The organism is Streptomyces sp. NPDC087845, from assembly GCF_044742755.1.
In the GTDB taxonomy this organism is placed as follows: Bacteria; Actinomycetota; Actinomycetes; order Streptomycetales; family Streptomycetaceae; genus Streptomyces.
Map to the genome: position 1 here is coordinate 140,375 of NZ_JBIUVC010000009.1, position 23,122 is coordinate 163,496.

General features: G+C 71.8%; 18 protein-coding genes. 13 read left to right on the plus strand and 5 right to left on the minus strand.

The window, feature by feature from the left end; translation table 11 throughout:
- Position 1 precedes the first annotated feature (1 nt).
- Both ACIOMQ_RS23500 and pcaB read left to right on the plus strand, forming a co-directional pair.
- Complete coding sequence (locus ACIOMQ_RS23500; protein WP_401265662.1) at positions 2-769, plus strand: VOC family protein; 768 nt, start codon at positions 2-4, stop codon at positions 767-769.
- Positions 770-981: 212 nt separating this feature from the next.
- Positions 982-2,364, plus strand: coding sequence for a 3-carboxy-cis,cis-muconate cycloisomerase (gene pcaB, locus ACIOMQ_RS23505; RefSeq protein ID WP_362196419.1), 1,383 nt, complete (start codon positions 982-984; stop codon positions 2,362-2,364).
- Positions 2,365-2,422: 58 nt separating this feature from the next.
- Here the strand turns inward: pcaB and ACIOMQ_RS23510 are convergent, their stop codons facing one another.
- A complete protein-coding gene (locus ACIOMQ_RS23510) occupies positions 2,423-3,031 on the minus strand; it encodes a GNAT family N-acetyltransferase (protein WP_362196423.1) in 609 nt (202 codons plus the stop codon).
- A 187-nt stretch (positions 3,032-3,218) separates the two neighbouring features.
- Between ACIOMQ_RS23510 and ACIOMQ_RS23515 the strand changes: the two genes are divergently transcribed.
- The 4 genes from ACIOMQ_RS23515 to ACIOMQ_RS23530 all read left to right on the plus strand — a co-directional run bounded on the left by ACIOMQ_RS23515 (position 3,219) and on the right by ACIOMQ_RS23530 (position 6,505).
- Positions 3,219-3,647, plus strand: a complete 429-nt coding sequence (locus ACIOMQ_RS23515) for a hypothetical protein (RefSeq protein WP_362196426.1) — start codon at positions 3,219-3,221, stop codon at positions 3,645-3,647.
- Between the two features lie 86 nt (positions 3,648-3,733).
- Positions 3,734-4,384 (plus strand): DUF3105 domain-containing protein, encoded by a 651-nt coding sequence (locus tag ACIOMQ_RS23520; RefSeq protein WP_362196429.1) that lies wholly within the window; start codon positions 3,734-3,736, stop codon positions 4,382-4,384.
- Entirely contained in the window at positions 4,381-5,034 is a 654-nt protein-coding gene (locus tag ACIOMQ_RS23525; protein WP_401756272.1) for a DUF305 domain-containing protein, read from the plus strand. The genes ACIOMQ_RS23520 and ACIOMQ_RS23525 overlap by 4 nt, the downstream gene beginning before the upstream one ends.
- 217 nt (positions 5,035-5,251) lie before the next feature.
- The gene (locus tag ACIOMQ_RS23530; protein ID WP_402128139.1) at positions 5,252-6,505 is read left to right on the plus strand and encodes an ROK family protein; all 1,254 of its coding nucleotides are present in this window, start codon (positions 5,252-5,254) and stop codon (positions 6,503-6,505) included.
- A gap of 84 nt (positions 6,506-6,589) precedes the next feature.
- Here ACIOMQ_RS23530 and xylA read toward each other — a convergent pair whose 3' ends face one another.
- On the minus strand, positions 6,590-7,759 hold the full coding sequence (gene xylA, locus ACIOMQ_RS23535) for a xylose isomerase (RefSeq protein ID WP_362196438.1): 1,170 nt from the start codon (positions 7,757-7,759) through the stop codon (positions 6,590-6,592).
- Between the two features lie 302 nt (positions 7,760-8,061).
- Here xylA and xylB point away from each other — a divergent pair, with 302 nt between their 5' ends.
- The 5 genes from xylB (at position 8,062) to ACIOMQ_RS23560 (ending at position 14,308) form a co-directional block, all read left to right on the plus strand.
- On the plus strand, positions 8,062-9,543 hold the full coding sequence (xylB, locus tag ACIOMQ_RS23540) for a xylulokinase (RefSeq protein WP_402190184.1): 1,482 nt from the start codon (positions 8,062-8,064) through the stop codon (positions 9,541-9,543).
- A gap of 144 nt (positions 9,544-9,687) precedes the next feature.
- Positions 9,688-10,965 carry a VWA domain-containing protein gene (locus ACIOMQ_RS23545; protein WP_362196444.1) on the plus strand — a complete coding sequence of 426 codons (1,278 nt, stop codon included), beginning with the start codon at positions 9,688-9,690 and terminating at the stop codon, positions 10,963-10,965.
- Positions 10,965-11,813, plus strand: coding sequence for a hypothetical protein (locus ACIOMQ_RS23550; protein WP_402190187.1), 849 nt, complete (start codon positions 10,965-10,967; stop codon positions 11,811-11,813). The genes ACIOMQ_RS23545 and ACIOMQ_RS23550 overlap by 1 nt, the downstream gene beginning before the upstream one ends.
- Before the next feature lie 273 nt (positions 11,814-12,086).
- A complete protein-coding gene (locus ACIOMQ_RS23555; RefSeq protein ID WP_362196450.1) occupies positions 12,087-13,463 on the plus strand; it encodes a cytochrome P450 in 1,377 nt (458 codons plus the stop codon).
- A gap of 305 nt (positions 13,464-13,768) precedes the next feature.
- The gene (locus ACIOMQ_RS23560) at positions 13,769-14,308 is read left to right on the plus strand and encodes a DUF4232 domain-containing protein (RefSeq protein ID WP_401942590.1); all 540 of its coding nucleotides are present in this window, start codon (positions 13,769-13,771) and stop codon (positions 14,306-14,308) included.
- A 197-nt stretch (positions 14,309-14,505) separates the two neighbouring features.
- Here the strand turns inward: ACIOMQ_RS23560 and ACIOMQ_RS23565 are convergent, their stop codons facing one another.
- From ACIOMQ_RS23565 to ACIOMQ_RS23575, 3 genes are all read right to left on the minus strand, one after another.
- Positions 14,506-16,563, minus strand: a complete 2,058-nt coding sequence (locus ACIOMQ_RS23565) for a phosphocholine-specific phospholipase C (RefSeq protein WP_402190190.1) — start codon at positions 16,561-16,563, stop codon at positions 14,506-14,508.
- A 258-nt stretch (positions 16,564-16,821) separates the two neighbouring features.
- A complete protein-coding gene (locus tag ACIOMQ_RS23570; protein WP_362196459.1) occupies positions 16,822-18,084 on the minus strand; it encodes a cytochrome P450 in 1,263 nt (420 codons plus the stop codon).
- Complete coding sequence (locus tag ACIOMQ_RS23575) at positions 18,081-19,343, minus strand: cytochrome P450 (protein ID WP_362196462.1); 1,263 nt, start codon at positions 19,341-19,343, stop codon at positions 18,081-18,083. Before ACIOMQ_RS23575 ends, ACIOMQ_RS23570 begins: the two co-directional genes overlap by 4 nt.
- A 326-nt stretch (positions 19,344-19,669) precedes the next feature.
- Here ACIOMQ_RS23575 and ACIOMQ_RS23580 point away from each other — a divergent pair, with 326 nt between their 5' ends.
- Entirely contained in the window at positions 19,670-22,396 is a 2,727-nt protein-coding gene (locus ACIOMQ_RS23580) for a TIM-barrel domain-containing protein (RefSeq protein WP_402190193.1), read from the plus strand.
- A gap of 219 nt (positions 22,397-22,615) precedes the next feature.
- On the plus strand, positions 22,616-23,095 hold the full coding sequence (locus ACIOMQ_RS23585; RefSeq protein ID WP_362196468.1) for a hypothetical protein: 480 nt from the start codon (positions 22,616-22,618) through the stop codon (positions 23,093-23,095).
- Positions 23,096-23,122 lie beyond the last annotated feature (27 nt).

Consider the following 23,122-nt stretch of genomic DNA (forward strand, 5'->3'; position numbering starts at 1 on the left):
AATGAAGCTCACCCGACCAGTGCCCAGCGGTCCGTGCTGGATCGAGCTGAGCACCCCCGACATCCCTGCCGCCAGATCGTTCTACGCGGCACTCTTCGGCTGGCGCTCCGAGACCGATCCGCGCGAGGCGGCGGGCGGCTACACCATGGCCCACCTCGAAGACGCCCGCGTGGCCGCGCTCAGCCCGGTCTACCAGCCGGGACAGCCGCCGGCCTGGACGGTTTCGTTCGCCACCGAGGACGTCGACGCCATGGTCGAAAAGGTCGACTCGGCAGGCGGTTCGCTGCTGATCGGCCCGATGGACGTGTTCGACCAGGGCAGGTTCGCGGTGGTCGCGGATCCGTCCGGTGCGGTGTTCTCGCTGTGGCAGGCGCGTGCCTTCGCCGGCGCCGAGCTGCTGAACGCCCCGGGTGCGCTCGGCTGGGTCGAACTCGTCACCCGTGAGGCCGACCCGGCGCTCGCTTTCTATCCGGCGGTCTTCGGGTGGACGGTGAACGCCGCATCCGGGAGCTATCCCCAGTGGGGCGTGGCGGGCGAGGACTTCGGCGGCATGCTGGTCATGGACGACAGTTTCCCGCCGGAGGCGCCGCCGAACTGGCTGCCGTACTTCGCCGTGACGGACGTCGACGTGACAGCGGCAACCGCGCAGGGGGCGGGCGGTGAGCTGCTGATGCCACCGACGGACGTTCCCGACGGGCCGCGGATCGCGGTGGTACGGGATCCGCAGGGAGCGGTGTTCGGCATCCACCGGGCGGGCGACGAGGGCTGAGGCCCGTCCGGCGGGTCGTCACCGGGCAGGCCCCGGGGCCCGCGCCGGACTCCGCCCCCGCGGGCCCGGACGCCGGAACCGGACGTCCGGCGGCCCCGGGCCGCACTGATCGCGGCACCCACGGTCCCGCCCGTCCATCGGCCCCGCCCATCCATCGGTCCGGCACCCGCCCGCGGGCGGGGACGGCGAACGGTCTTCCTGGAGTTCAGCTGATGCACGAGAGCGACGCCGGACTGCTCGCCCCCGGGTGGGCCGGCTCCCCCACCGAGGCGACCACCCGCGACAGCGACTTCCTGCAGGCGATGCTCGACGCCGAGGCCGCGCTCACCCGCGCCCAGTACGGCTGCGGTCTCGCGCCCGCCGAGGCCGCGCGGGCGGTGACCGCGGCGGCCGACGCGAGCCGGTTCGATGTACGGAGTCTGGCACTGCGCGCACGTGCGGACGGCAATCCGGTCATTCCGCTGGCCGTCGACCTGGCCGCCGCGGTGGAGCCCGGTGTCCGGCCGTATGTGCACCGGGGCGCCACCAGCCAGGACATCCTCGACACGGCCGCCATGCTGGTCGCCGCCCGGACCCTGGCCCCGGTGCTCGACGATCTGGTGCGGGCCGCGGAAGCGGTGGCACGGCTCGCCGTCGCCCACCGCAACACCCCGATGGCCGGCCGCACGCTCACCCAGCACGCCGTGCCGACCACCTTCGGGCTGAAGGCGGCGGGGTGGCGTGCGCTGATCCTCGACGCACGGGACCGCCTGTCGGCCGTACGCGAGTCGCTTCCCGCACAACTGGGCGGCGCGGCGGGCACGCTGGCCGTCTTCGACGCCTTCACCCCCGTCGAGGCGGCCGGCACATCCGGCACCGCCGCCGACGACGACACCGGCTCGGGGCTGCCCCTGCTCCAGGCATTCGCGAACGAACTCGGCCTGGCCGAACCGCTGTTGCCGTGGCACACCCTGCGCACCCCGATCGCCGACCTGGCGGGCGCGCTCGCCTTCACGGCCGGCGCGCTCGGCAAGCTGGCGGCCGACGTGCTCAACCTGTCCCGCACCGAGATCGGCGAGGTGACCGAGGGGCAGGGCGGTGGTTCGTCCACCATGCCGCAGAAGGCCAACCCGGTGCGTGCCACGCTGATCTCGGCGGCCGCCCGTCGCGCTCCCGGCCTGGCGGCGACGTTGTACGGCTGCCTCGTCGCCGAGGACGAGCGGCCGGCCGGGGCGTGGCACGCCGAGTGGGAGCCGCTGCGCGAACTGCTGCGGCTCGTCGGCGGGGCCGCGTACGAGGCAGCCGAACTCACCGACGGACTGCGGGTGGTCCCCTACGCCATGCGGGAGAACCTCCAGCTCACCGACGGGCTGATCGTCGCGGAGCGGCTGGCCGCCGTGTTCGCGGAGCGGATCGGCCGCAAGCGCGCCAAGGAGGTTCTGGTGAACGCCGCCGCGCGGGCCCGCGCGGAGACCACGGATCTGGCCGACGTCCTCACCGATGTGCTGGACGAGGAGCCCGAGCTCGCCGGTCTGGATCTGTCCGAGCTGGCCGATCCCGCCCGCTACACCGGCTGCGCGGGCCCGCTGACCGACCGCGCTCTGGGTCGCGGGTGAGCGCCGGAGGTACGCGTACGACCGCCCGGAGGTACCCGTACGGCCGCGCCCGTCGGGGTCAGCCGGGAGGGCCGTCGCCGCGGATCCGGGCGTGGACATGCATGTCGTGCCAGCCGTCGGCGTGCAGATGGCCCCGGCGCCTGGTCCCCTCCAGGGCGAAGCCCGCCTTGGCCGCCACCCGGCAGGACGCCTCGTTCCGCACGGAGTGGGCGAGTTCGAGGCGCTCGAACCCGACCTCCTCGAAGGCCCAGCCCGCCAGCACCGACAGGGCTCGGGGCGCGATGCCCCGTCCGCGGGCGGCCGGCAGCATCCAGTAGGCGCACTCGGCCTGGCCGATGGCCGGAATCAGTGAGCGGAGTGCGACCCGGCCGAGCACCGTCCCGGTTCCGTCAGCCGCGTCCTCGGGACGGACGACGGCCCAGTGGGCGCCGGTCTCGCAGTACCAGGCGTTCCGCCACTGGTCGATCCAGTCGCGCGCCTCGGCCTCGGTGTCGGCCCGGCGCAGATGCCAGCGCTGGATGTCCGGGTCGGCGAAGGCGGCGAGAACGGCCGGGGCATCCGCGCCCCGCCACGGCCGCAGGAGCAGGTCGTCGGCGACGGGGAGGGAGGGCTGAACGGAGTCCGCGAGGCGCCCCGGAGGAATGAGGGGCGGCACCAAGTACGGCATGGGCGCATCATCGCACGGCGGCAGAACCGCCCTCGGACCGTCGCCTGCCGCACGGGGCCCCGGCCTGCTGGAGTGCGTCGTCACCGGGGCAGACCGTCCCGCCGCTCCGGCAACGGAGGTTCCGTCCCGCGCGTCCATGGCGTCCCACCCCTCATTGAAACTTCACATACCCCGTACGATGGCGGGGATGAACACGCTGAGCGAACGGACGAGCCGACGGCGGCGGGGCGCCCACGCGTCGGCCGTTCCGGGCCTGCTGCTCGTCCTGTTCGCCATGGTCTCGTGCTGCTCGATCGCGCTGCCGGGTTCGGCGACGCACCACCCGGGCACCCACACCCCGTCGGCCACCCGGGCCATGACGCCCGCGCACCACGTGGTCGTACAGACCGTGGTGGCCGATGCCCCGGAGGACCGGGGCATCGGCAGCTCCTGCCACGGGACCTCCGAGCACGCGGCCCCGGTCGTGCTGCCCGGCCAGGGCGCGCCCGTGGGCCTTCCCGGCGCGACCACCACGGCCCCGGTCGCCCCGCTCACCGGCGCCGCCGCGATCCGCGGCCCGTCCAACGACGCCGTGCGGGAAGTCGACCATCTCCGTCTGCAGGTTCAACGGATCTAGAGGCAGGGCCCGTTCCTCGGGACACCGAGGACGTTCTCCGGCATGCCCTCGACTCCATCAGCCCTGTTGAACCGAAGGACTTCCCCATGGCTTCCGCCAAGAAGCAGGACACCCCTGCCGCCGCACGTCGCGCCAAGCTGGAGGAGGCCCGCCGCAAGGAGCGGGCCCGCGAGCGGCGCAACCGCATCGTCACCCTCACCGCCTCCGTCGCCGTGGTGGCCGCGCTCGTCGCGGGCGGCGGCTATCTGATGTCCGCCGCCGACGACAAGGAGAAGGCCGAGACCGAGGCCAAGTCCTCGCCCGTACGGGGCGAGCGGACCTGGGACAAGCTCACGCAGAACCATGTCGACAAGCAGGTCGACTACCCGATGAACCCTCCGGTCGGCGGCGATCACAACCCGGTGTGGATGAACTGCAACGCCGACGTCTACCCGAAGGCGATACCGAAGGAGAACGCCGTCCACTCCCTTGAGCACGGCGCGGTCTGGGTCACGTACACCGGCAAGGCGAAGCCGGCCGACGTCGAGAAGCTCGGCGAGCGGGTCAAGGCGACGCCGTACTCCCTGATGAGCCCGGTCGAGGACCAGGCCGCCCCGCTGATGCTCAGCGCATGGGGCAAGCAGGTGACCGTGACGAGCGCCACCGACGCGCGCGTGGCGCAGTTCTTCACCAAGTACGTGCAGGGCCCGCAGACGCCGGAACCGGGCGCTGCCTGCACCGGCGGGATCGCCCAGTGACGCCTGCGGTCCGCTCCTCCCGCCCGATGGTGGCGGCGGGCGGCGCGGTGCTGCTGCTGGCGCTGGGCCTGGTCGCGCTGATGGTCGTACGGCCGTCCTCCTCGGCCGGCTCGACGGGCTCGGCCGCTTCGGCGGCCGCGCCGTCGGACACGTCGGTCGACGCCGGGTTCGCCCGCGACATGTCGATCCACCACCAGCAGGCGGTCGAGATGTCGTTCATCGTGCGGGACCGCACGTCCGACGTGGCGGTCCGCCGGCTCGCGTACGACATCATCAACACCCAGGCCAATCAGCGCGGCATGATGCTCGGCTGGCTGGAGATGTGGGGCCGGCCGAAGTCGTCCGGTGCGCCTCCCATGGCGTGGATGGGGCACACCGTCGCACCCCGGGGCGACGGTTCGCTGATGCCCGGCATGGCGACCGACACCGAGCTGGACGCACTGCGCTCGGCGAAGGGCAGGGACGCCGAGGTGAGGTACCTGAAGCTGATGACGGCGCACCATCGCGCCGGTGCGGAGATGGCTCAGGCCGCGGCGGACGCGGCCGGCACCGAGGAGATCAGGAACCTGGCGGCGGGCATGGTCCGGGGCCAGCAGTCGGAGATCGCGCTCATGGCGGACATGCTTGAGGAGCGCGGCTCCACGGCCTGAGCACAAGCCGCTTCCGACGGCCCGTGCAGGCGCGTGCACGGACGGCCCCTCACCGGCGGCCCGTTCGCGGTGGACCCCTCCCCCGCGAACGGGCCGCCCCGCCGTCAGACGGGCGGACGCTGCCAGGGCCGGCCGGCTGCCGAGGCGCACCGGGCGGGACGGGCCCACTCGCTCGCCGGACCGGTCGCACAGGGGATCGCATAGGCTCGGATCCAATATGAAGAGCAACCTCGCACCGCTGGGGCCCAAGGCCGACAAGGACACCGTGCGTCGGAGCAACCTCAGCCTCGTGCTGCGGGCCGTCCGCGACGAGGGCGAGGGCGAGGGCGAAGCGACCAGGGCCGGGGTCGCCGCGCGGGTGGGGCTGACCCGGGCCGCGGTGTCCTCGCTCGTCGAACAGCTCCTCGGCATCGGGTTCCTCACCGAGTCGGGCAAGACGTTCAGCGGGCAGGCGGGCCGCCCCGGGACCGCGCTCAAGGTGGCACGCACGGGGCCCGCCGGGCTCGGCGTGGAGGTCAACATCGACTACGTGTCGGTGTGCGTCGTCGATCTGGCGGGCACCGGCCGGGTACGGCTCACCGAGCACCTGGACAACCGCGGCGCACCGCCCGCGGAGGTGCTGGCGCGCGCGGCCGGGATCGCGGCGCGCACCCTGGAGTCGGCGCGCGAGCAGGAGCTGTTCCCGGTCGGGGTGGCGCTCGCGCTGCCCGGCCTGGTCTCCGGCGGCACAGTGCGCCAGGCTCCCAACCTGGGCTGGAACCAGGTTCCGGCCGAGGATCTCTTCGCCGCTTCGCTCGCGGCCTCGCGACCCGGTCGCGAGGCGCTTCCGGTGAGTTCGGAGAACGAGGCCAATCTGGCGGCCCTGGCCGAGCTCTGGTTCGGCGGACTCGGCGCGGTCCGCAGTTTCCTCTATCTGACGGGCGAGATCGGCGTCGGTGGTGCCCTGGTCGTCGACGGTGAACTCCTGCGCGGGGCGCACGGGTTCGCCGGGGAGATCGGGCATGTGGTGGTGGACGCGGAGGGTCCGGCGTGCCGGTGCGGCTCGCGCGGCTGTCTGGAGCAGTACGCGGGACAGGCGGCGCTGCTGCGGGCCGCCGGGATCGAGGAGACGGGCGGCGGAGCCGGGGTGGCCCAGCTGGAACGGCGCGCCCGGGCGGGGGACGAGCGGGCGGTGGCCGCCGTCGCGGAGGCCGGCCGGATGCTGGGGCGGGTGTTGTCCGGGACGGTGAATCTGCTCGACCCGGACGCGGTGGTGCTCGGCGGGATCTACCGGAACCTGATGCCGTGGCTGTCACCGCCCGTCGACGAGGAGCTGACCGGCCGGGTGGTGTCGGGGCTCTGGTCCCCGGGGAGCGGCCGGCTGCGCGCGTCGTCCGTCGCGGGTGACGCGGCGCGGGGCGCCGCGGCGCTGGTGACGGCGGCGGTACTGGCCGACCCGGTGGCGTACGCGGGGCGGCGGGCAGCCGGCTGATCCACGCGACGGGCGGGGGCCGGACACCCGGTCCGATCCGGCGTCCGGCCCCCGCCCCGGCTCTCGCGCCACCGCGGCCCGGGGTCAGCGGACCCCGAGCAGGTGATCCATCGCGAGCTGGTCCAGGGTCTCGAACGCCATCCCTCGTTCCGCCGCCGCGTTCACGTCGAACTCCTCGAACGCCGACCGGTCGGCCAGCAGCCCGGCCACGCCGTCCTCGGCGGTCGGGCGGGCCAGCTCGTCGAGCCGGGACGCGCGCAGTGCCTCCTGCACGGCGGGGTCGGCGCGGAAGGCGGCGGCGCGCTCCTTGAGGATCAGGTAGTTGCGCATGCAGCCCGCGGCCGAGGCCCAGACACCGTCGTAGTCCTCGGTCCGCGGCGGCTTGAAGTCGAAGTGCCGCGGGCCCGCGTAGCCGGCCGTCTCCAACAGGTCGACGAGCCAGAACGCCTGGCGCAGGTCGCCCGCGCCGAAGCGCAGGTCCTGGTCGTACTTGATGCCGGACTGGCCGTTCAGGTCGATGTGGAAGAGCTTGCCCGCCCAGAGCGCCTGCGCGATGCCGTGCGGGAAGTTGAGTCCGGCCATCTGCTCGTGCCCGGTCTCCGGGTTGACGCCGACCAGCTCCGGGCGGTCGAGGCGCTCGATGAAGGCGAGGGCGTGCCCGATGGTCGGCAGCAGGATGTCACCGCGCGGCTCGTTCGGCTTGGGCTCGATGGCGAACCTCAGCTCGTACCCCTGCTCGGTGACGTAGTCGCCGAGCAGGTCGAAGGCTTCCTTCATACGGTCGAGGGCGACCCGGATGTCCTTGGCGGCGCCGGACTCGGAGCCCTCGCGACCGCCCCAGGCCACATAGGTGGTGGCGCCGAGTTCGACGGCGAGGTCGATGTTGCGCAGGGTCTTGCGCAGGGCGTAGCGGCGTACGTCCCGGTCGTTGGCGGTGAACGCGCCGTCCTTGAAGACCGGGTGGGTGAAGAGGTTCGTCGTCGCCATGGGGACCACGAGTCCGGCCGCGTCCAGCGCCTGCCGGAACCGCTTCACGATCCCCTCACGCTCGGTGTCCGTCGAGCCGAACGGGATGAGGTCGTCGTCGTGGAATGTCACACCGTACGCGCCGAGCTCCGCGAGCCGCCGCACGGAGTCGACCGGGTCGATCGCCGCGCGGGTCGCATCGCCGAAGGGGTCGCGCCCCTGCCAGCCCACCGTCCACAGTCCGAAGGTGAACCTGTCCTCGGGGGTGGGCGCGAAGCGTTCCGTCATCGTCTGGCCGCCTTCGGTGCTGTCGGGTTCCCTGGCCGGCCGAGGTGGCCGAACCCTATTTGTTTACTGTCATGACTAATCATGCACGGGCCGCCACGGGGAGGTAACCCCCCATCGGCGAAAATACGGGAGCGGCCACTGTTCCCGATGGGCACGGTCGCGTAATTTGTTTACCGTACGATCAAATCGATGGGGCGGCGTCCGTCCCGGGAACCGCCCCTCGAAGCGGCAGACGCACCGCAGCCCGCCCCTCGGCCCCCTCCCCGCGACCGTCGCCCCGCAGCACAGGAATGAGGTCACCCATGCCGCCGCGCCACGTCGTCATCGGAGTGGACAGCTCCACCCAGTCCACCAAAGCCGCCTTCGTGGACGCCGGGACCGGCCGGCTGCTCGCCGTCGGCCGTGCACCGCACGTCGTCACCGGTGAGGCGGGTGCCCGCGAGAGCGACCCCGAGGTGTGGTGGCGGGCACTGTGCGACGCCGTCGGGGCAGGGCTGAAGGAGTCCGGCGCCGCGGCTTCCGCCGTGACCGGCATCGCGGTCGCCGGGCAGCAGCACGGGCTGGTCGTCCTCGACCGGGCCGGGCGTCCGCTGCGCCCGGCGATGCTGTGGAACGACACCCGCTCCGCGCCGCAGGCCGCCGCCCTCACCGCGGCACTGGGCGGGGCCGAGCCCTGGACCGCGCGGACCGGATCGGTGCCCGTGGCGTCCGTCACCGCGTCGAAGTGGCAGTGGCTGCGGGAGAACGAACCGGAGAACGCCGCGGCGGCCGCGGCCGTCCGGCTCCCCCACGACTTCCTGACCGAACGTCTCGCGGGCGCCGCCGTGACCGACCCCGGTGACGCCTCGGGCACCGGCTGGTACTCCACGGCGACCGGCGCGTACGACCCCGAACTGCTCGAACTCCTCGGCCTGGGCGCCGCGTTGCTGCCCGAGGTGGCCGAGACCGGGGCGACCCGCATCGGCCCGCTCACCGACGGAGCGGCCGACGCCCTCGGCCTGCCCGCCGGTATCGCCGTGGCCGCGGGCACCGGGGACAACATGAGCGCCGCCGTCGGCCTCGGCCTGGGCGGCGCCGGGCTGCTGGACCACCCCGTCCTCAGCCTCGGCACCTCGGGAACGGTCTTCGCCGCGTCCCTGACCCGGCCCGCGTCGGCGGCGCTCTCCGGTTTCGCCGCGGCGGACGGTACGTACCTCCCACTGGCCTGCACCCTCAACTGCACACTCGCCGTGGACAAGGTCGCCGCACTGCTCGGGCTGGACCGCGACGACGCGGCCCCCGGCGGCGAGGCGGTGCTCCTGCCCTACCTCGACGGCGAACGCACCCCGGACCTGCCCCGCGCCTCCGGCCTGCTCACCGGGCTCCGGCACGACACCACTTCGCGGCAACTCCTCGGCGCCGCCTACGAAGGCGCGGTCGTCACCGTGCTGCGCGCCCTCGACGGGCTCCTGGCGGCCTGCGGCCTCGACCCGGCGGACCCCGAGGTGGCCGCCCGGCCGCTGCGCCTGGTCGGCGGCGGCGCCCGGGGGCGCACCTGGGTGGAGACGGTACGACGGCTCTCCGGTCGGCCGTTGATCGTGCCCGGCAGCGGGGAACTGGTCGCCCTGGGCGCGGCCGCGCTGGCCGCCGCCGCGGCGACCGGGGGCGACCCGGTCGCGACCGCCACCGGCTGGAACACCGGCGAGGATGTCCAACTGACCGCCGTCGAACGGGATTCGGCCACCTGGGAGCGGGTCGGCTCGGTGCTGGAGGAAGCCGCGATCCCCTTGCTGGGCGGCGCCTGACGCCCGTACACCCCCACGCCCCGCGAGGGTCGCTGATCCGCTGTCACTTTCCCTTGACCGCGCACCGGGCGACGGCCCCGGACCGCCCTCGGTCGCCTCTGGACCGGTTTGGGGAAGCGAAGCGATCTTCACTAGTATCCGGCGATGATCATAAGAAGAAGGCTGACGGCCGGGGTGGGCATCCTGCTCGCCACCCTGACCGCCGGGCTCGGTTCCGCGCTCCCCGCCGCGGCCGGTGAAACCCCCACCCAAGCCTCCCCCAAGGTCGAGCTGGTGCTCGACGTCAGCGGTTCCATGCGGACCCGTGACATCGACGGCCAGTCCCGGATGACCGCGGCGAAGCAGGCGTTCAACGAGGTCCTGGACGCGGTGCCCGAGCAGGTGGAGCTCGGCATCCGGACGCTCGGTGCCGACTACCCGGGCAATGACCGGAAGGTCGGCTGCAAGGACACCAAGCAGCTCTACCCGGTCGGCCCGCTGGACCGCACCGAGGCGAAGACCGCGGTCGCCACGCTGGCCCCCACCGGCTGGACCCCGATCGGCCCGGCCCTGCTGGGCGCCGCCGACGACCTGGAGGGCGGCGACTCCACCCGCCGGATCGTGCTGATCAGCGACGGCGAGGACACCTGCGGTCCGCTGGACCCGTGCGAGGTGGCGCGTGACATCGCGGCCCGCGGCATCCACCTCGTCATCGACACACTGGGCCTGGTGCCCAACGCGAAGATCCGCGAGCAGCTGACCTGCATCGCCGAAGCCACCGGCGGCACCTACACCGCCGTCCAGCACACCGATCAACTCTCCGGCCGTGTCAAGCAGTTGGTGGACCGGGCCGCCGAGCCCGTCATCACCCCGGTGGCGACCGAGGGGGCGGACCGCTGCTCCACGGCCCCCCAGCTCAAGGCGGGCCTGTACACCGACCGCGAGAGGTTCGGCGAGCACCGCTGGTACCGGGTGGACGTGGAGCCCGGCCAGGAGCTGCGCGCCTCGGTCAGCGTCTCCGCCGACCGGGCCGTGAACAACGACTACGGCGTGCTGCTGCGGGCGGTGACCGTGCACGGCCGGGAAATCGTCCGGGGTTCGGAGTCGGGCACCGGCCGCACCGACGCGATCTCCTCCGGCCTGCGCTACCCGAAGCCCGAGCAGGACGACACGGACGACGGCGACAAGCCCGCCGCCGAGACCGTGTGCCTCCAGGTCAGCAACTCCTTCTCGGCCCCCGCCTCGGTGAAGACCACGCCGGGCATGCCCGTCGAGCTGACCGTGGACCTGGTGGACGCCCCGGACGACGCGGCCGATGTCGCCGCGTTCGGCCTCGGCCACGGCTGGTGGCTGCTGGGCGTACTGGTGCTCACCGGACTGGTCGCGGGTCTGCTGACCGGCTGGATCTCACGCTGGCGCATCGCCGTCTGGAGGACCAACTGATGAAGCGTACGAGACGTGTACTGGCGGGTGCGCTGCTGACCGGCATCGCCCTGCTGACCTCGGCGGGCGCCGCCTCGGCCGACGACCCGTCGGCGAGCCCGAGCCCGAGCGCCTCCGACGGCGCGTCCGGCCCCACCGAGGCCGGCACCGCCTTCCGTACGGCGACGGCGATCCAGCAGGACCAGCGGGCCACCGCCGGCGCGTCCACGGGCGACTACCTGTACTGGGTGTTCCCCGCCGACGCGGGCCAACGAGCCACCGTCAAGGCGAAGATCACCCTGCCGGAGAGCGCCGTCCGGCACGGCGCGTCGACCTGGCAGGTCGACGTGTACGACGGACTGCGGCGCCGGCAGGCCTGCATGTACGGCCGCCAGACCGGGAAGGCTGCCGCCGACGCGTCGGCGGTCGAGCTGACCTGTGTGCTGCGGACCGTCCGCGCCTGGTCCGAGCCGTGGGCCAACGACCCGCTGCCGGGCAGCTACTACGTCCGCCTCACGGTCGTCGACCTGCCCTCGGCGGACCTGGGCCTTCCGGTACAGACCGAGGTCGAGGTCACGTCGGTCGGCAAGGGCGGCGCCGGGGATGTGGACGGCATGCTCGCCAAGCCACTGGTCCCCGGTGTCTCCTCCGCGGCGAAGGCCTCGGACACGTCGGCCGGCAGTGGCGACGACGCGTCGGCCCCGGCCGCGCCCGGCAGTGAGCCCGAGGACGGCTGGGCCTCCGGCTGGTGGACCGACCGCTGGCTGTGGACCATCGGCGGCGGCGTACTCGGAGCGCTCGCGGCCGTCTTCGGCTACTCCCTCACGCGTGGCACGGGCCGCCCTTCACGGGTCCCGCCGGGCGTCTGACCGGTACCTCACGGGACGGGCTCCGGCCGGGGGCCCGTCCCACCGCACGGCCGGAAAGCGTCCGGGGAACGCATCACCGGACCGCACCGCCGGACGGGCCGGGCGACCGAGCCCGCCCGGCGGTGTCGGACGCCCCTCCCCGACCGCTCGGACGCCCGCACACCCTCGTGGTGTCCGACCGGGCTACCCTCGACAACTCACGTACCGCGCAAGGCAGATGACGCCTTCCGCGCCGTGCGGCACTCAAGGGACCACAAGGGAGCGGAGACTTTCATGTCCACGGAGACCGGCCCGGCCGTCGATGCCGGGCCGCGAGGCCACACCATCGTGCCCGGCCCGAAGGGGTTACCGTTTCTCGGGAATCTGCCGCAGTTCGCCAAGAACCCCCTCGCCTTCTTCGAACGGCTGCGCGGGCACGGAGACATGGTCGGCTGGCGGTTCGGCCCCAACTCGTGTGTGTACGTAGCCGATCCGGAGTGCATAGGCGAGCTGCTCACCGAGACGGAACGCACCTTCGACCAGCCCGCGCTCGGCATCGCGTTCCGTACGGTGATGGGCAATGGCGTGGTGGTCGCCCGGGGCGCGGACTGGCGCCGGAAGCGCTCGCTGGTGCAGCCTTCCGTACGCCCCAAGCAGGTGCGGTCCTACGCGGCGACGATGGCGGGCAGCGCCGTGGAGCTGGCGGACACCTGGTCCGGCGGCGAACGCATCGACGTCAAGCGGGAGATGGCGGCACTGACGCAGAGGATCGCGGTCCGCACGATCTTCGGCGTCGACACCCCCGCCGATGCCGATGCCATGGGCCGGGCGATGGATGTGGCGCAGCTGGAGATCGGCAAGGAGTTCGCCGGGATCGGCGCGCTGCTGCCGGACCGGGTCCCGACACCGGGCCGGGCCCGGATCAGGAAGGCCGCCGCGGTCATCGACGCCGAGGTGAGCCGGGTCGTCGCCCGCCACCGCGAGGGCGGGGACGATCGCCCCGACCTGCTGAGCCGCCTGCTGACCGCGGTCGACGAGACGGGCGCGCACCTCACGGACCAGGAGATACGCGACGAGACGGTCACGCTCTACATCGGTGGACACGAGACGACCAGTTCCACCCTGGTGTGGGCCTGGTACCTGCTGTCCCGCAATCCGCGAGCGCGCGCCGCGCTGGCCGAGGAGCTGGACCGGGTGCTCGGCGACCGGGAGCCTGATTTCGAGGACTACGCCCGGCTGACGTACGCCCAGTCGGTGGTCAAGGAGACCCTGCGCCTCTACCCGACGATCTGGCTGGTCACCGGCGTCGCCAAGGAGGGCGCGCGGATCGGCGGTGTCCCGATACCGGTGGGCACCAGGGTGTGGACCAGCCAGTGGGCGACGCACCGTGACGAGCGGTGGTTCCCCGAGCCGGAGGAGTTCCGCCCCGAGCGCTGGGATCCGGAGGGGGGCGACGAGATCGAGGAGTACGCCTGGTTCCCGTTCGGCGGCGGCCCCCGGGTCTGTCTGGGCACCCGGTTCGCGATGGTCGAGGCGGTGCTGATCCTGGCCGTGCTGGCACGCCGTTTCGACCTGGACGTGGACCCGGGCACCGTCAACCCCGTCCCGGCGCTGACCCTCCAGCCGGACCGCGAGGTGATGGCGACGGTCCGGCCGCGCCAGGGGGCGTAGGGGCGGGGCGGGGACGCGCCAGGGGTGCAGGCGGCGGGGGGCGCGGACGAGCCCGGGGGTGCGGCCCGGCCGGGACGGCACGGTGCCCACGGGCCGCGACGCCCCGCCCCCGACGTCGCGGTGTGTCGGGGCGGCACGGTGCCGGCACCCGGATGTCACGGTGCCGGCATTCGGGCATATCAAACCAATACGTCCGATCTGTCGCGTGGATCGCCGCGCACCCGTCACACTGGCCATGTCGGCCTCCCCGGCCGCCGGGCCGTCCGGCCGTATCCGCAGGCTGTCGATCCAACGGGAGAAACATCATGCGCCTCCGTTCCGCCGTCCCCTCCGCCCTCACCGTCGCCGCCGCCCTGGCGCTGACCGTCACCGCCGCGGCGGCCACCACCGGCACGGCCGCCGCCCGCGCGGTGCCCCGCCCCGGCGTCTGTCCGGAGAAGGCCCTCGATGTGCGGGCCGCACCCGGCGGGCAGCGGAACGCCGTCCGAATCAGCGTCGTCAACCAGGGCGGCGCGGCCTGTGTCGTGGACCGTGTCCCGACGATCACCTTCCGGGGCCTGGACGGCTCCGCGGAGGCCGTGCCACCCGCGGGGAGCGGGCCCTACGTCCTCTCAGCGGGCGAGCGGGCGTATGCCGCCCTGCGCACGGCGGACCCGGCCACCGCCGAAGGACATGTCGTCGGCAGTCTGTCGGTGGCGGCCGACCCCTCCCACCCGGGTGTCACCTTCCGGGCAGCCACCGTGGGCATGCCCGAGGGGATCCATGTGTGGGTGCCGGTCACCACGCTGTGGCAGGAGTCGCGTGCGACGGCCGACCGGGTCTTGGCGGACGCGCTGGGCCGATGACGCGACGGCCCTCTCGGGCCGGACGGTCCGCCCGCCGGTACAGGACGTCGCAGCCGTGCGTACGGGCCGTGGTGACCCATGAGGGCCGTGTCCGACGGCGGCGGCGTCCCACGGGCGGCGGCGTCCGACGGGCGGTCGGGCGGGGGTACGGACACCCACCCCGCCCGGACCTTCGCCCACCGCCGCCCGGCCCCGGTTCAGCCGGTGTTCAGGGCCGGATCGCTCGTACCCGCCTCGCCCGTCTCGACGTGTCCGGCGAACCGCCGCAGGAACGCGGTGTCCGTGTCGCAGACCACGGAGATGTCGTACCAGCGGCCGCTCCCCCGCAGGTCCACCGAGTGGGTCACGGTCGCGCCCGCGCGCACCGTGAACGTCTGGACGGACCCCCCGTACGCCTCGCTCACCGTCATATGGGCATCGCCGGAACCGGCCTGAGTCATCGTCAGTTCGAGATGCCCGTCGGTCCCGTTGTGGCGGGCGGTCACCTCGGGCCCTGCCGTTCCGCCGGTCCCCTTGAACGTGCGCAGGAAGCCGTTCGGACCGTACACGCTGAGGTTGGTCAGGCCGTTCGAGTAGGCCGTGTTCCAGGTGTCGGAGAGCGACTTGCCGGCCTCGGTGGTGTAGGTCCAGGGGCCGTCGGTGCGGTTCGCGGACGTGACCAGGAACTGCGCCCCGGCCGCAGCGCCGCCGCTGAACGTGAGGCCGTACTTCCCCGTGGCCGGGTACGCGGCGCCGTCGACGAGCGGCGCGTACGGCAGCGGCCGGGTGGGGCGGGAGCCCCGTTCCTGTTTCGGCACGCTGCCGACGGCGGGCGGTACGGGCACGTAGTCGGGATGCCGGTCGCGGTCCGGCGGCTGGTATCCGGCCGTCGAAGGCAGCGCGACGGGAGCGGCGTCCGTGCGACGGAAGTCGAACGCGGAGGTGAGGTCACCGCAGACGGCTCGCCGCCAGGGCGAGATGTGAGGTTCCTTCACACCGAAGCGGCGCTCCATGAACCGGATGATCGAGGTGTGGTCGAAGACCTCGGAGCAGGAGTACCCTCCGGTGCTCCACGGCGAGACGACCAGCATCGGCACCCGCTGCCCCAGACCGTACGGGCCTGCGGCGTAACTCCCGCTGCCCGCGAAGAAGTCGGCCGAGGTCGTAACGGTGGAGAGCCCCTGGGCCGCGCCGGACGGCGGGTACGGCGGCACGATGTGGTCGAAGAATCCGTCGTTCTCGTCGTACGTGACGAACAGGGCGGTCCTCCCCCACACCTCCGGGTCGGACGTCAGCGCGTCCAGCACCTGGGAGATGTACCAGGCGCCGTAGTTCGCAGGCCAGTTGGGGTGTTCGCTGAAGGCTTCCGGGGCGGCGATCCAGGAGATCTCCGGAAGTGTCCCGGCCTGCACGTCGGCCCTGAGCCGGTCGAAGAGCCCGTCGCCCTTCTTGGCGTCGGTGCCGGTGCGCGCCTTGTCGTAGAGCGGATCTCCGGGCTTGGCGTTGCGGTAGTTGTTGAAGTACAGCAGCGAGTTGTCACCGTAGTTCCCCCGGTACGCGTCGCTGATCCATCCCCAGGACCCGGCGGCGTCCAGCCCGTCGCCGACGTCCTGGTAGATCTTCCAGGACACCCCGGCCTTCTCCAGGCGTTCGGGGTACGTGGTCCACCCGTACCCGGCCTCGTCGTTCCCGAGCACGGGGCCGCCACCGACGCCGTCGTTTCCGGTGTGCCCCGTCCACATGTAGTAGCGGTTCGGGTCCGTGGACCCGATGAAGGAGCAGTGGTAGGCGTCGCAGACGGTGAAGGCGTCGGCGAGGGCGTAGTGGAACGGTATGTCCTCGCGGGTGAGGTAGGCCATCGTCGTCGCCGACTTGGCGGGCACCCACTGGTCGTACGCGCCCTTGTTGAACGCCCGGTGTCCGCCCGCCCAGTCGTGGTTGAGGTCCTGGATGAACTGGAGCCCGAGGTTGTCGGCCGCGGGCCGGAACGGCAGCACTTCCCTGGTGCCGGACGACTGGTGCCACACCGGTTTGCCGCTGGGCAGCGTGACCGGTCGCGGGTCACCGAAGCCTCGTACGCCCTTGAGCGTGCCGAAGTAGTGGTCGAACGAGCGGTTCTCCTGCATCAGCACGACGATGTGCTCCACGTCCTCAAGGGTGCCGGTGGCACCCTTGGCCGGGAGGGAGGCAGCGCGGGCGATGCTGTTCGACAGCATGGTGAAGGCGGCTGCGCCTCCGGCGAGTTGCATGAAGCGGCGTCGGTCGAGTTCAGCCATGGGTGAGGACCTCTGTGGGGTGAGGGGACACGGGGCGGAAGCGACTGGAGTGTTCCAGAGTCCGCCGAGCCGCGGAAGGGCCGTGCGGTGTGGACACGGTGGCGATCCGCCGAACAGGAGGAGGCGGACCGGGGCCCGCGACGGACACCGCGGGCGCCGCCGCCGCACCCCGCCCCGCTGCCCTGCTCCCCGCACGCCGGACAGGGACTCGGGCCGCCCGGTCCCTTCCGGGCGGCCCTCGGCGTCCTCCCGGTCCGCTCAGCCGTGCAGCAGGACGGGGAAGGACTCCATGTCGTTCTGTGTCATCACCGGCAAGTTGCGGAAGTCCTCGTCCGCGAGGGCCGGCCGCAACCCGGGGAAGCGCCTGAACAGGGCGGGCAGGGCGATGCCGGCCTCCACCCGGGAGAGGGCGGCTCCGGGGCAGATGTGGGGGCCGTGACCGAAGGCCATGTGACGGATCGGGGCCGGCCGGGTGATGTCGAAGGCGTCGGCGTCCGGCCCGTGCTGCTCGATGTCACGGCCGATGGCGCGGTAGGAGATCACCACTCCTTCGCCCTTCGCGATCATCTCGTCCCCCACCTGGATGTCCTCGGTGGCGAAACGCATCAGCAGATGGGTGGTCGGGGTGTCCCAGCGCAGCGTCTCCTCGATCACCGCCTCCCACGGGATCTCGCCGTCGAGAACCCTGCTCAACTGGTCGGGGTGGCCGAGCAGGCCCCGTACGGCGTTCAGGATGAGCCCGATGGTGGTCTCGTGCCCGGCGGCCACCATCGCCTTGAGGTTGCCCACCACCTCTTCCTCGGTGAGCGGCTCCCCGCCCTCCTCGGCGAGGATGAGCGCACTGGTCAGGTCGTCGGCCGGGCGGGCGGTCCGCTCCCGTACGAGGGCGGCGTAGAAGACGTCCAACTCGGCCAGCAGCGACAGGCGTTCCTCCTGCGGTGTGAGCATGGAGAAGAATGCTTCGTACCGCTTCATCAGCATGGGGTGCTCGGCCTCGTCCACCCCCATCAGCATGCCGACGACCCGCATCGGCAACGGCTGTGCGAACACGGACTTGAGGTCGACGACACCGCCCTCGTTCCTCTCGCCCTGTTCGGCGAGGGCGTCGAGCAGTTCCTCGGTGAACCTCTCGATCTGCGGGCGTATCTCCTCCAGTCGGCGCGGAGTGAGCGCCTGGGAGGTCTTGGTACGCAGCCGTCGGTGCTCCGCCCCGTCCGCGGTGAACATGGAACGCCCGGCATCGATCATGCCGATGAGCGGCCAGGCATGCGTGACCTCCCCGCGCTGCCAGAGCCCCCAGGCGTCCAGATCCTTCACCAGGCGTGGATCGACGAGCAGTTGACGGGCCACGGCATGCCGGGTGACGGTCCAGGCCGTGACTCCGAGCAGTTCGATCCTGGCGAGCGGACCGGCGTCGCGCAGCCGCGCCGTCTCACCGTCGAGGTCCTGGACCAGCGGGTCGATCACGACGACCCCGCCACCCGGGGTGGCCTCATGTGAGGCAGCGTGCGGGCAGTTCAAGAGAAGTCTCCTGTCGGACGTACGGGCGTGAACCGGACGGGGAGTTCGGTCATCCCCCGCAGGAAGGCGGACTGCCGCCGGACGAGCGCTTGCGAGGGGACGGACAGCTCCAGGTCGGGCAGCCGGTCGAGCAGCACCTCGATGCCGGTACGGGCGATGACCTCGGCTGTCTCCTGGGCGGGGAAGGGGCAGCGGTATTCGCCGTGGCTGAACGCCAGATGCGCGCTGTTGCCGCCCTGGCTTGGCGGCCCCGCCGTGGTCGAGAGGTGCTGCCGGATGTGCGGATCGGTGTTGGCGGCGCCCAGGCCGAGCAGCACCATGTCCCCGGCCCGGATGCTTCTGCCGCCCAGCCGGGTGTCACGGGCCGCCCACCGGCCGGCGAGGATCTGCGTCGGACACTCCTCCCACAACACCTCGTTCATGGCCTCGGCGACACTGTGGCGTCCACCGGAGAGCGCGACGGCGAACTGATCGTCGGTGAGCATCAGCCGCAGCGAGTTGCCGATCCAGTCCGCCGTGGTCAGGTGTCCCGCGGCCGTGATGGCCATCAGGTCGAGCACATACTCCTCATCGGTGAACACGCCGGGGTACGCCAGCATTCGGGAGGTCACATCGTCGCCCGGCACGGCCCGTCGGTCCGCCAGCAGCCGTTGCATGTGCTCCCCGAACCGCAGATGGGCCTCCTGCGCGCCCGGTCCGCCGTCGGCGAGGTCCCTCAGCACCTCGGCGATCCGCGCCCCGTCCGCATCCGGGAAGCCGACGAGACGGGCGAGGACGAGCACGGGCAGCGGTACGGCGAAGTCGGCGATCAGATCGGCCGTGCCGCGTTCACAGAACCCGTCGATGAGGCGGTCGGCCAACCGTTCGCAGTGGCCTGAGAGTTCGAACGGCTCGATCCCTTCGAGGGCCTGCCCCACCATCGCGGCGTGGCGCCGGTGTTCGGCGCCCGCCGTGAAGTAGATGGAGGGCATCGGCCGGCCGATCATCGGCAACAGCGGCCAGTCCTCCGGAATGTTCCCCCATTGATTCCACAGGCCGATGTCCCTGGGAAACAGATCGCCGTCGCTGGTGACCTGGTGGAGTTCGCGGTACCCGATGACCAGCCAGGCCGGGAACCCGCCGGGGAGCTCCACCGGCACGACGGGCCCGTGTTCGCTCCGCATGGCGCGGTAGACGACGTGGGGTTCGGTGTGGAAGCCGGGACCGCTGAGCGGGACGGCGGACGGGCACTCGGGCGCACCGGGTGCGGGCGTCGTCATCGAACGGATTCTCCTGTGCCGGGGGTTTCGCGCGTCGCGGGTGATCGCACGGTCAACGCGGCTTCACTATAGGGACATTCAGTGAGTCTTTCGGCACTGTTCACGACCATTCTCGCCACTTGTTCGATCAGATGAGCCCGTTTTCAGGGCATGGTTGACCATAAGGACAGGGATGTTCCGCGCACCGCGGCCAGGAACGCCCACCGCCACCCCGGGGCCGGCGGAGTCCGCAGAGTCGGGTCATCGGCATGAAGCACCGAACTGGAACGTTGACATGCACCGGCCGTACGGTGAATTCTGATGCGCGAATCTCCAGAGTTCCAAGCATGTCTGCGCAGGCATCGCCCACTTCGCTGTTCGGTACGAACGGAGAACACTCCTTGCGGATCCTTCAGAACCGTCCCAGCCAGGCTGCGGTCGGCACGCTGTCGGTGATCGTCCTCGCGCTCACCGCCCTGACCGTCCCGGCCCCGCAGGCACAGGCCGCGGCAACGCCGTCGGGCACCCTCGACGGGACCACGAAACATGTGACATGGCAGAGCCCGGTCTACGCCAAGGGCACCGTCGACTCCCCCGCCAAGTGCGGCACGCCCGCCGACGACCCGGACAACGCCGTCTGCGCCCGCTTCGACCTGACCGTGAACCCGCCCGCGGGGCAGTGGGACGACAATCCCGAGGGCGGCGTGCCCGTCTCCATCCAATGGGAGACGCCCACGGACGACTTCGACATGTACATCTACGACTCGGCCGGCAAACAGGTGGCCTCCAGCGCGGGAACGGCCGACCCCGAGTCCACCGTCGTCCCGAAGGCCTCCGGCACCTACCACGTGGTCGTCGTCCCCTACGACGTGCACAACAACTCCTTCAGCGGAACGGCGTACCTCCCCGAGGCCACCGACGCCGGAGATCTCACCCGTTTCAGCGGTTCGCACGGCACGTACGAGATCCGGGCTGGAGCCCTCAAGGCCCGCGCCGATTTCTTCACCGACGGCACACTGCGGCTGCAGGCATCCCCGGACGGCGTCCTCGCCGACCCGAAGGACAGCCACATGATCCGCCGGCAGCCCACGCCCCAACGGCACACCACGTCCTTCGATGCGGGCAGTTACTACGGAATCCGCTCCGAGGGCGTGGTGATGCGCGTCTACAAGAAGCCGCTGCGCTTCGGCCTCTACAAGGCCGACAACCGCACGGCCATCTGGCAGGAGGACGATCCGCTGCGCTGGACCGGCGGCGGCATGCGGCAGAGCCTGAAACGCGGCTCCGGCGAACAGTTCTTCGGCGGCGGCGAGCAGAACGGCAGTTTCTCGCACCGCGGCCGGGTGATGAACGTCGGCAACAACACCAACTGGAACGAGGGCGGTTACAACAACTCCCAGCCGTTCTACATCTCCACCGCCGGGTACGGCGTCTTCCGCAACACGATGACCCCGGGCATCTACGACTTCAACTCACCGGTCCGCACCGGACAGCAGGAACGACGCCTGGACGCCTACTACTTCACCGGTGACACCAAGTCGGTCATCGGCAAGTACACCTCCCTGGTGGGCAAGCCGTTCATGCCGCCGGTGTACGGACTCGAACCCGGTTCCGCCGACTGCTACCTCCACAACGCGAACCGGGGCGAGCGCCACACCCTGGACGCGCTGAAGGTCTCCGACAGCTACGTGCAGAACGGGATGCCCCTGGGGTGGATGCTCGTCAACGACGGCTACGGCTGCGGTTACGAGAACCTTCCGCAGGCAGGTGCGGGGCTCAACAAGAACCACGCGCAGCTCGGCCTCTGGACCCAGAACGGTCTGCCGGACCAGGCCGAGGAGGCCAGGGCCGGCGTCCGCGTCCGCAAGCTGGACGTCGCCTGGGTCGGCGGCGGCTACGGCTTCGCGCTGGACGCCTGCGACCAGGCCAAGGCCGGCATCGAGGACAACAGCGACGCCCGCGGCTTCGTCTGGCTGCCCGTCTCCTGGGCCGGCGCACAGCGCTGCGGCGTGCTGTGGAGCGGTGACCAGAGCCTGTCCTGGGACTACATCCGCTGGCAGATCCCGACATACGCCGGCGCCACCCTGTCCGGCATCGCGTACAACACGGGAGACGTCGGCAGCATCTACCGGCACGACCCCGAGATGTACACCCGCGACCTGCAGTGGAAGGCATTCCTCCCGGCCATCATGACCATGGACGGCTGGGCGAGCGACATCACCACCAAGAAGCCGCACGACCAGCAGCCGTGGCTGGACGGAGAGCCGTACACCTCCATCAACCGCGCGTACCTGCAGCTCAAGGAGCGGCTGCTGCCGTACATGTACACCCTGTCGAAGGACGCCACGAAGACCGGCGTCGGTGCGGTCCGGCCGCTCGCGCTGGAGTACCCCGACGACCCGGCGGCACTGGGACCGAACGCCACGTACGAGTTCCTGGCCGGGCCGGACTTCCTCGTCGCACCGGTGTACAGCGACACGGACACCCGTGACGGCATCTACCTGCCCAAGGGCACCTGGACCGACTACTGGACGGGGAAGACCTACCAGGGTCCGACCACGGTCGACGGCTACAAGGCACCGCTCGACACCCTGCCCCTGTTCGTCAAGGGCGGATCGATCGTGCCGATGTGGCCCGAGGGCACCCTGTCCTGGGAGTCACGGGACAGGAGCCGACTCGACTACGACATCTACCCGCAGGGAACCACGGACTACACGCTCTACGAGGACGACGGCGTGACGAGGAAGTTCACCGAGGGCGCCTCGGCCACCCAGCACGTACGGGTCCAGGCACCCGCCCAGGGCAAGAAGGACGGCACCACCATCAGCATCGGCGCGAGCGTGGGCCGCTACGCGGGCAAGCCGTCCGCCCGCACGTACCATGTCACCGTGCACGGCAAGAACGCCCCGTCACGGATCGTCATGGGCCACAGCCGACTGCACCGGCTGAATTCGGCGACGGAGTTCGCCGCGGCCGGGTCCGGCTGGTTCACCGACCCCGCGACCGGAGTCACGGAGATCAAGACGCCGTCCGTGTCCACCGGCCGCGGCTTCACTCTGGAGCTGCGCGCGTAGCACGCGCGGGCACGCAGCAAGCGTGTCAGGGGCCGCCGTCCACGGCGGCCCCTTCCTCCGGTCCGCCGCCCCCTGCCGACTTCGTCCCCCAGGGATCTCTCGGGGTTGCCCCTCAGGGAAGGTCGGGGGTTTATCCAGTCGCTCGGACGACGCCTGCTCCGTAGGTTCTGCGGTGGAATCGACACACCGCTCCAACCGACAGCCCACGGAGGCCCGCCAGTGACCGCCCCATCGCGTCGGCAGACGCGCACCCCTCACCCGCTCGTCGCCGCCTTTGTGCGGTTCGTCGTGTGCGGCGGGGGTGTCGGGCTGGCGTCGAGCGGGGCACTCGTCCTGCTCAGCGACCGGATACCGATGGCGGTCGCCAACGCTCTGATCACCGTCGTTTCCACGGTGATCGCGACCGAGCTGCACGGGCGGGTCTCCTTCCGGAGCGAGCGGAAGGGGTGGGGGGTCCATCTCCAGTCCGGGGTGACGGTCGCCGTGAGCTATGCGTTCACGACGGGCGCGTTGCTCTGCCTGCACACCGTACGGCCCGAGCCCTCGGCCGTGGTCGAGCAGGCCGTCTACCTGTCGGCGTCCGCCCTGGCGGGGATCGGACGGTTCGCCCTGCTGCGGATCGTCGTCTTCGCCGACCGGAACCAGTCCCGATCGATCGATGAATCGCTGAGCAGGGACGCGGTGGCGATGGCTGCCTGAGGACGTCCTGGTCCGCCCCGGCGGCGC